Origin of the sequence: Rhizobium sp. rho-13.1 (assembly GCF_007000305.1) — a bacterium.
Lineage (GTDB): Bacteria > Pseudomonadota > Alphaproteobacteria > Rhizobiales > Rhizobiaceae > Rhizobium > Rhizobium rhododendri.
Map to the genome: position 1 here is coordinate 326,117 of NZ_SCFL01000004.1, position 8,593 is coordinate 334,709.

Genomic DNA, 8,593 nt, shown 5'->3' on the forward strand with positions numbered 1-8,593 from the left:
TGTCCCTGCCGGCATCCGGCTTAATTGAGTTTCTCTGCCATGATCCTGTCGTCCTCGAGCCAGAGTTGCACGGCTTGCCCGTGAAGCTCTGGAGCGAGGTCCTCCGCCATCTTGTAGACGCCATCGATCGCGACCAGCTCGGCCTCGAGTTTCCGGCAGAAGATGCGCGCAGAGGCGTGTCCGACAGAGCCCGCCATGACGCGGCCTCTGAGTGTTCCGTAGATGTGCACCGACCCGCCGGCGACGATCTCGGCGCCAGAGGCGACCGAGCCGATGACGGTGACGTCGCCTTCCGGAAAGATCACCGACTGGCCGGAGCGAACCGGCTCGCGGATGACCAGCGATTGTGTCGCAGGCCGCGGCTCGGTCACTACCGGCTTGGCGGGTGCATCGGCGTCCGGCTCCTTCGAGGCAACCTCGAAGTCGGCAACGGGACGGCCGCCCTTCAGCGCCGGCGGCATGCCCGGCCCGAGGATCGAGGGACGTCCGCCCTCGATGCCCATGATGCTGACGTTGCGGCTCGAAAGTTCGGCAATCAGAGCCTTCAGCTGTGCCCGGTCTATCGGCAGGTCCGTCACGTCGAGGACGACGGGACGTCCGAGGAAAAAGCCTGCAGAGCGCGCGGCCAGATCGTCCAGCCTGATCAGCCAGTCGTCAAACGGCAGATCGGGGGATAGCATGACCGCCAGAAACGAGCGGCCTTTAATGCGAATCGAGCGAGCATCTGTTAGCAATTTGGTCATCTGCGTTAAGAATTCATTGACGATGTTTAAGGGCGATTTGGTTAACAGAGTGTTAATTTCATCCCCGTGCCCGGCGCCGGGGCACGAAATTTTCGGCAATGGTGCAAGTGTGTTGCGGGCGCCCCGGCAGCAGCAGCGGGAGCCGCTCAGGCGCGACCGTCGAGAACCGTGGCGATGCTTGCAAAATGCATTGCTTTTTCGCATCAAACGTCTGCAAGTCGTGCAATGGCGAATGATCGTGGCGCCCCCGTCACGGCTTCCTGAAATTGCGGTGGGTGGAAAGAAATGACCAGAAATATCATGTTGTTGACCGGCGCAAGCCGTGGGATCGGGCACGCGACGGTCAAATTCTTCACGGAAAAAGGCTGGCAGATCCTGACGGTATCGCGACAGTCGTCCGAGGACTGCCCCTGGCCGGCCGCGCGGGAAAGCCATATCCAGGCCGATCTGTCGGAGCTTGACCAGATCGAACGGCTTGCCGCCACGGTGCGCGAGAGGTTGCCGGAGGGTGCGTTGCATGCGCTGGTTAACAATGCCGGCATATCGCCGAAGGGGCCGGATCAGACCCGACTCGGCGTCAGCGCGACCGATGCCCAGACGTGGACGAAGGTGATGAACGTCAATCTCATCTCGATAGCCCTACTGGCGCGCGAACTTCGTCCGGAACTGGAAAAGGCCAAGGGATCGATCGTCAACGTCACCTCCATCGCCGGCTCTCGCGTCCACCCGTTTGCGGGCGTTGCCTATGCTGCATCGAAAGCCGGGCTGGCGTCGTTGACCCGCGAGCTGGCCCATGAATTTGCACCGATGGGTATTCGCGCCAACGCTATCGCCCCCGGAGAAATCGCCACGTCGATGCTGTCCCCGGGGACAGACGACATCGTCAGACGCGATGTGCCGATGGGGCGACTGGGGTCGCCGATGGAGGTTGCAGAGACGATCCACTTCCTCTGCACCGCTGCATCCTCGTACATTAACGGTGCTGAAATCCACATCAGCGGCGGGCAGCACGTCTGAGACGCTGGCCTTTTCGCGGCACGGGCTTACATGGCAAGGACGACAGAACGGCGCCGTCCGGTCGGGATGGCGTCGGCGCCCTGAAAGGAAAAATCCATGCAGAAATTCAAGATCGCCGTGATCCGCGAGATCGAAGCCGACAGTGCCGATGAAGCGGCTTTGCTGATGTATCAGGAACTCAGCAAGGCGGCGGCACCCCTGATATATACCCTGATGGAAGGCGCGCAGGTGTCCGGGGAAATCGTTCTCGACCGCAAGGTGGCGGAGGAATTTGCCGAGATCGACCATACAGCCGATCCAGGAAACTGGTAGCGGGCTCGCAAGTCGCAAACCCGCTGACGTGTCGCTTTTAGTTAAGTGGCCCGGAGATCGCGTAATCCGGACGCTCTATCGGGACAACGACCTTCTGCGGCACCGTGAATGCGGTATCGATCGGCTTCATTGCTGTCGGGGCAAAGGCAGTTGCGGCGGTAAAGGCCGGGACCGGGCCTGTGGCTGGCAGCAGGTGATCGAATTGCGGCGATGTGATCTGCTCGGAAGCCTGCTGGTTGCCGACGTAGTTCATAGCGACTTCATAGGCCGGCAGCGGCGGCGGCGTCTCGAGCGTACCGTCCTTGGCACGCTTCTCGTAAAATGCGTTGCCGCCGGCAACGGCGACGTAGTGCATGTTGCCATACGGATATTTCAGTCCCTGCGTATGGAAGAACATCGCGCTTTCCAGCGCCGGATGCCGCTCGCCATGCAGGATGGCATCGGCGGCCGCATCGAGGGTCGGCTCGGCCTGGTCCTTGATGACGACTTTCATGACGCCGGGGGCAAACTGCTTTTCCTGGCCCACGACGCCACAAATGGTTTTCGGGTAAGCCGGCGAGGTCAGGCGATTGGCAACGACGGTGCCGACCGCCAGATAGCCATCGGGGTCGGAGGCCAGCGATTCCGCGTACATCGCCCGCTTCAGGCATTCGCGGTCTTCGCGGGTGTAATTGTAGGTCACTTTGACAGCGCCGTTGGCGGTCTTCGTGCGGGTAACTGGCTTGGTCTCGGGCTTCGGCATGGTCGTGCACCCTGCCATAGTCAGTCCGACAACAAAAATCCCCACGAAGGATTTCATCCAATCACTATGCGTCCGCAACGGCAGGTGCCTCCTGTTTGGTATGGCCCATACTTGTATCGACGCAACGTCTTAACAAAAACTTTACGTATTCCAAATTCATTTTTTCCGAGATGTCGTTTTTTGAATTTTTCTTCTGGTTCTCCGGGATTTTCGCGATCGCTGCGTTGGCTACTTTTTGGCTTAAACGAGCCGGCAGCTTCCATAATTGACGCCGTGGTGATTCGCCGTCATTCCGCCGCTGGGCTTGCAAGTGTCTGATGCAGTACGGTGTGACCGGCGACCATTGAGGTGTTCGCCGGCCACGGATGCGTCATTCTGCCATGTCGACTTCGCGTTGGCGTCCGAGCGAGCTCATCCAGGTGCCGACGTCGGGGGTCGTTGCCAGCTGCACGGCGTAGTGGCGGCGCAGCGCGGCGGTGAGCTTGCCCTCGCGGTCGAGCTGTTCGTCGGCGTAGCGGATCATCAGCGAGTTCGGCCAGGCTTGCGGGCGGATGCGGCGGAGCGTTTCGAAGACGTGATCTTCCGCCTCTTCCGGATGGGCCTGCGCCATGATCGCTACCATCGCAGCGGTCGAGCGCGATACGCCCATATGGCAATGGACCAGCAGCGAGCCGAAGGAGTTGCTTTCGGTCTCGACCAGATGGCCGAATTCGAGAATGGATTTCATGTGCGATTTTTCCGGCAGGATCATGCCGGGCTTGGGCTCGATGATATCGTGCATCTTCAAGACGAGGCGGCGGGTGCTGCCATAGGCTTCGAAATGCTCCATCTCCGGAAGCTCCGGATCCACCAGCGACAGGACATGGGTAATGCCATGCCCGGACCGCGCTGCCAGCTCGTCGATGCCGCAGATATACCGCTTGGGCAGATTCAAGGTTTTCATGCGCAGTTCCTTTGTTGTCGAGGGCGACATTCCGGACGGGTTTCATCTGTCAACGCGATAAACTTAAGACACTTTCGCGTCGTCGCCGACCCCCCAAATATCAGAAATTGAAGAATTGCTGCGACACCCTTCAAATCCCGCCCTGGAACGCTGTTACGAAGCCACAATCTGCGGCATCGGGCGAAAAGGGGGCGACGCACCAAAGAAAATCTGGCATTGATTCTGTAAGCAAATCATCCGGAAATGCGGTCGAGCCGATTGCCGTTCGTCGCTAGCCATTGCTTTTCGTTGTCCGGCCAAGTCCGGTCCTGCTGATGTCAATCACAGATATGGAATCATGACGGCACCCTATTCTCCCCTCCGCGGCGTGCTTGTCGCTTTCGCCGCCTATGCCGTTTTCGCGTTCAGCGATGCGTCGATCAAGATCCTGCACGGCGCCCTGCCCTCCTATCAGGTGACCTTCATCGGCGCGCTGTTCGGGATAGCCGCCCTGCCCTTCCTGAAGACCAAGAACGATACGTGGTCGGATATCGTCAAGACGTCGAACCGGCCGCTCTGGATGCTGCGCTTCGTCTGTGGGGCGATCGGCTCCATCTGCTCGGTTGTTGCCTTCACCAAGCTACCGATGGCCGAAGCCTTCGCGCTGCTGTTCCTGCTGCCGTCGTTCGTGACCATCCTGTCGGTAATCTTCCTGAAGGAGGACGTCCGCTGGCAGCGCTGGACGGCTGTTACCATCGGCTTTGTCGGTGTCCTCATCGTGCTGCGGCCCGGCTTCCGCGAACTGACGATCGGCCATTTCTGCGCGGCTGCCGGTGGTCTCACCGCCGCCATCTCGATCGTCATCTTCAGGGCCATGGGCCCGAGCGAGAAGCGCCTCTCGCTTTACGGCGCGGCGTTGTTCGGCGTGCTGGTGATCAGCGGCTTGCTGATGCTCACCGATCTCGCCTTGCCGACGCCGCGGCAGTGGGTGTTTCTCGCCAGCTACGGCCTTCTCGGCGCTGCCGGTAACGTGCTGCTGATGAATGCCGCCAAGATGGCGCCGGCAAGCCTTGTGGCGCCGCCGCAATATAGCCAGATGATCTGGGCGATCCTGTTCGGCTACCTGATTTTCGAAGATCACATCGATGCGCCGATGGCTGTCGGCATCGTGCTGATCATCTTCTCGGGCCTGCTAACGCTGCTGCGCGAACGCAAGCGCAAGACGTCGCTGCCGACGGCGGTGGCCTCCGCCGACAGCCAGGCCGCGCTGGTGACGCTCGAAGACCCCGGCGATCCGGCCGCAAAGGAAGTCCGCGCCGAAAACCGCTGAGACTGCCCTAGTCTGCAGTCTTGCCGAGCGTATCGGCGACATAGGCGCCGCGTTCGCCCATCGGGCGCGGCGGGCCGGTGGTCGAATCCTCGCGCGTCTGGTGTTCGAGTTCGGCGTTGATCTCGGCTCCGACGATGATGATGATGACCGAGATCCATATCCACACCATGAAGCCGATCAGCGCGCCGAGCGTGCCGTAGGTGGCGTTGTAGTCGGCAAAATGGTCGAGGTAATAGGAAAACACGAAGGACGACAGCAGCCATAGCAGCGTGCTGAAGACAGCACCCCAGCTGAGCCAGACGACCTTGGCCGGCTGTCGGCTCGGGCCGTAGTTATAAAGCAGCATGATGCCCGACATCACCAGGCCAAGGATGATCGGCCAGCGCGCCAGCCTCGTCAGCAGATCGGTCCATTCGCCGAGCCAGATGAACGAGAGGATCGCCGGAATGACGCCGATGGCAAAGATCAGTACGACGGCGAAGATCAGCAGCCCGAAGGTGAAGGCGAGCGACAGAAGGTTGAACTCGACGATTCCCCGCTTTTCTTCCTCGCCGTAAGCGACGTTCATGGCGTCGCAGAGTGCCTTGACGCCGTTATTGGCGCTCCACAGCGCGATCAGCAGGCCGGTGACGAAGCCAATGCTCAGCGTCCCCGGCTTCTGCTGGGTCAGAGCCGTCAGCTGCGACAGGATGAGATCGAAGGAGCCGCGCGGGAAGATCTGCGACAGGAAACCGATATGGGTGGCGATGGTCGTCGGATCGGACACGAAACCGTAGATCGAGACCAGCGCGCCCAGCGCCGGAAACATCGCAAGCAGCAGATAGTAGGTGACGCCCGCCGCAATCAGCGTCACCCGGTCCTCCATCACTTCCGAGACGACCCGCCAGAGGACGTCCTTCAGGCCCTTCATCGGGATCTGGCTCGGCGTCTCGGCGTCTCGCCCGCGTCCAGCCTCGCCCAACGCCGGTCCCTCGGTCAAAGCCGCCGTCCCATCCTGTTCGCCCACGCCCGTCGATCTCCCCTGTTATCCCGTCGAACTAGGGCTCTTGCGGCATTCGTCGAGTCGTCCCGGATGTTACGACTTCAGGGCGCGCTCCAGCACCCGCGACAGGCGATCAGAAAACGCCCGCGGGTCCTCGGGCTTGTCGCCGTCGAGGATGCGCGCCTGGTCGAGCAGCAACTGCACGGCATCCGTCTGGAACGCCGCGTCCTGTCCGGCAGTGCCGGCAAGCGCGGTAATCAGCGCGTGGTCCGGGTTGATTTCCAGCACCGGCTTGGCGGCGGCGTCGAGGCGGCCGGCACCCTGCAGGATTTTTTCGAGCTGCCGGTCCGGGCCATGCTCGGGGGCAACGAGGCATACGGCGCTTTCGGTCAGCCGGTCGGAGGCCCTGACATCTGAGAGTGCATCTCCGAGCGTCGTCTTGGCAAAGGCGATAAAGTCGCTGACCAGCTGCGTCGTCTCGGCCTTCGGCTGGGCTTCGCCATCGGCTTTTTTTATGTCGGCGAGATCGGCTGATCCCTGCGATACCGACTTGAAGCTCTTTCCATCGAAATCGGGTGCATTGGTCACCCAGAAGCTGTCGACGGGATCGGTGAGCAGCAGCACTTCGACGCCCCGGGCGCGGAAACCTTCGATATGCGGGGAAGCTGCCAGCTGGGCCGTATTGCCGCCGGCGAGATAGTAGATCGCCGTCTGGCCTTCCTTCATGTCCTTGACGTAGTCGGCAAGCGACCGGTATCCGTCGCCGGACGCCGTGCTCTTGAAGCGGGCCAGAGCCATCAGCTGGGCGCGGCGCTCGTAATCCTCGTAGATGCCTTCCTTCAGCACGGTGCCGAAGGCTTCCCAGACCTTGATGAAGGTGTCGTTGTCGCTTTCGGCCAGCTTCTCGAGGCTGGTGAGGATGCGGCTGGTCAGGCCCTTGCGGATGGCGGCAAGGATCGGGCTCTGCTGGATCATCTCGCGCGACACATTGAGCGGCAGGTCCGACGTATCGATCAGGCCGCGCACGAAGCGCAGGTAGCGCGGCAAAAGGTCGGCGTCGTCGGTGATGAAGACGCGCTTGACGTAAAGCTTGATGCGGCCCTTGCGGTCGGGATCGAAGAGATCGAAGGGAGGCGAGTTCGGCACGAAGGCAAGCCCGGTATATTCGTGGCGACCCTCGGCGCGGAAATGCACGGTGACGGCCGGCTCGTCGAACTGGCCGGAGAGGCCGCGATAGAAATCGGTGTATTCCTCCTTGCTGATGTCGCTCTTCTGCTTGGTCCAGAGCGCTGAGCCGTCGGCGATCTGCTTCGGCTCCTCGCCGGGCTTCTCGACGATCTCGATCGGCACCGGCACATGGCCGGACTGTTCCTTGACGATGCGCTCGACAGTCCAGCGCGAGGCGTAGGACTGGGCATCTTCCATCAGCGCCAGCGTGATCCGCGTGCCGCGCGCCGGTGCCTGCTCGAGGGGAACGGCGGTAATAGTATAGGTGCCCTTGCCGTCGGACGACCACATCCAGGCTTCATCCGATCCGGCGCGCCGCGAGATGACGTCGACGCGATCGGCAACCATGAAGGCGGAATAGAAGCCGATGCCGAACTGGCCGATCAGCTGGGCGCCGTCCTTGCCCTTGGCCGCCTCGACCATCTCCATGAAGGCGCGGGTACCGGAGCGGGCGATGGTGCCGAGCGCCTCGATCAAGTCGTCGCGGCTCATGCCGATGCCGTTATCCTCGAGCACGAAGCCGAGGTTCTCCTCGTCGAGCGTCAGCCTGATCCTCGAGGCAGGGTCGCCGGCCAGCAGTTCGGGCGCTGCTATGGCCTCGTACCGCAGCTTCTCGCAGGCGTCGGCAGCGTTCGAAATCAACTCGCGCAGGAATACGTCCTTGTCCGAGTAGATCGAGTGAACCATCAGGTGAAGAAGCCTGGATACATCGGCTTCGAAGGCGTGATTTTCCACGGGGGTCTCGGCAGCAGTCGTCATGGCAATCTCTTCAGGCGTTGTCGATGTCATTGGGGCCTCTGACTTGGCAAAGACAGCTCTCGAATTCAAGGGGGAGGACAACCCGCAAGCGAAGATATCCCCGCACGCCCGCCTCCTCCGGCCCAGCATCCGCACCATCCGTTCACGCGACCTGTTCGGTCCGTGTCATGACAATTCTGATGGCCGGGGCACACCGAGTGCCTGATGATTTTTTAGTGAAGTGACACGCGATGTGCCCCGTTCGACAGTTTTTATCCGCAACTCCGGATCCTCTGTTTCCGACCCAGATCCCGTTGAGGGGAAAAGCTGCCGGAGTTACGCCACACAGGCATGCCGAGCCTAAGGGGCTCGAAGGGATCCACTTTCTGCGGACCCTCGAAGAAGTCGCCTGCGTAGACGGCAACCCCTCCAAGACCCGGCCCCACCTCGCCGGCAACGCGGACCGGTGTATCCGATGGCGGAACGGGGTGATTATAGATCAACCCGCAAAAGCGGGGATGAAACTATGATGCCGGCATTGTTTCCAAACGGAAATCCCAACGGTTTATCCCCATGAGGT

The 8,593-nt window shown here is 61.3% G+C and carries 9 protein-coding genes; 3 read left to right on the forward strand and 6 right to left on the reverse strand.

Annotation, left to right across the window (positions count from 1 at the left end):
* Window positions 1-20 precede the first annotated feature (20 nt).
* On the reverse strand, window positions 21-743 hold the full coding sequence (minC, locus tag EQW76_RS14820) for a septum site-determining protein MinC (RefSeq protein ID WP_142829321.1): 723 nt from the start codon (window positions 741-743) through the stop codon (window positions 21-23).
* 300 nt (window positions 744-1,043) lie between these two features.
* On the opposite strand from minC, the gene EQW76_RS14825 reads away from it, so the two are divergent.
* Entirely contained in the window at window positions 1,044-1,760 is a 717-nt protein-coding gene (locus EQW76_RS14825) for an SDR family oxidoreductase (RefSeq protein WP_202617153.1), read from the forward strand.
* A 96-nt stretch (window positions 1,761-1,856) separates the two neighbouring features.
* Entirely contained in the window at window positions 1,857-2,072 is a 216-nt protein-coding gene (locus EQW76_RS14830; RefSeq protein WP_142829317.1) for a hypothetical protein, read from the forward strand.
* Window positions 2,073-2,109: 37 nt separating this feature from the next.
* Here the strand turns inward: EQW76_RS14830 and EQW76_RS14835 are convergent, their stop codons facing one another.
* The 3 genes from EQW76_RS14835 to EQW76_RS14845 form a co-directional block, all read right to left on the reverse strand.
* The gene (locus tag EQW76_RS14835; protein WP_142829315.1) at window positions 2,110-2,871 is read right to left on the reverse strand and encodes a cell wall hydrolase; all 762 of its coding nucleotides are present in this window, start codon (window positions 2,869-2,871) and stop codon (window positions 2,110-2,112) included.
* A complete protein-coding gene (locus EQW76_RS29385) occupies window positions 2,868-3,077 on the reverse strand; it encodes a hypothetical protein (RefSeq protein ID WP_142829313.1) in 210 nt (69 codons plus the stop codon). Before EQW76_RS29385 ends, EQW76_RS14835 begins: the two co-directional genes overlap by 4 nt.
* Before the next feature lie 107 nt (window positions 3,078-3,184).
* Window positions 3,185-3,757 carry a protein-tyrosine phosphatase family protein gene (locus EQW76_RS14845; RefSeq protein WP_142829311.1) on the reverse strand — a complete coding sequence of 191 codons (573 nt, stop codon included), beginning with the start codon at window positions 3,755-3,757 and terminating at the stop codon, window positions 3,185-3,187.
* Between the two features lie 337 nt (window positions 3,758-4,094).
* Between EQW76_RS14845 and EQW76_RS14850 the strand changes: the two genes are divergently transcribed.
* On the forward strand, window positions 4,095-5,066 hold the full coding sequence (locus tag EQW76_RS14850) for a DMT family transporter (RefSeq protein ID WP_142829309.1): 972 nt from the start codon (window positions 4,095-4,097) through the stop codon (window positions 5,064-5,066).
* A gap of 7 nt (window positions 5,067-5,073) precedes the next feature.
* Here EQW76_RS14850 and EQW76_RS14855 read toward each other — a convergent pair whose 3' ends face one another.
* Both EQW76_RS14855 and htpG read right to left on the reverse strand, forming a co-directional pair.
* Window positions 5,074-6,072, reverse strand: coding sequence for a YihY/virulence factor BrkB family protein (locus tag EQW76_RS14855; protein ID WP_244615325.1), 999 nt, complete (start codon window positions 6,070-6,072; stop codon window positions 5,074-5,076).
* 69 nt (window positions 6,073-6,141) lie between these two features.
* Window positions 6,142-8,064 carry a molecular chaperone HtpG gene (gene htpG, locus EQW76_RS14860; protein ID WP_224128017.1) on the reverse strand — a complete coding sequence of 641 codons (1,923 nt, stop codon included), beginning with the start codon at window positions 8,062-8,064 and terminating at the stop codon, window positions 6,142-6,144.
* Window positions 8,065-8,593: the final 529 nt, after the last annotated feature.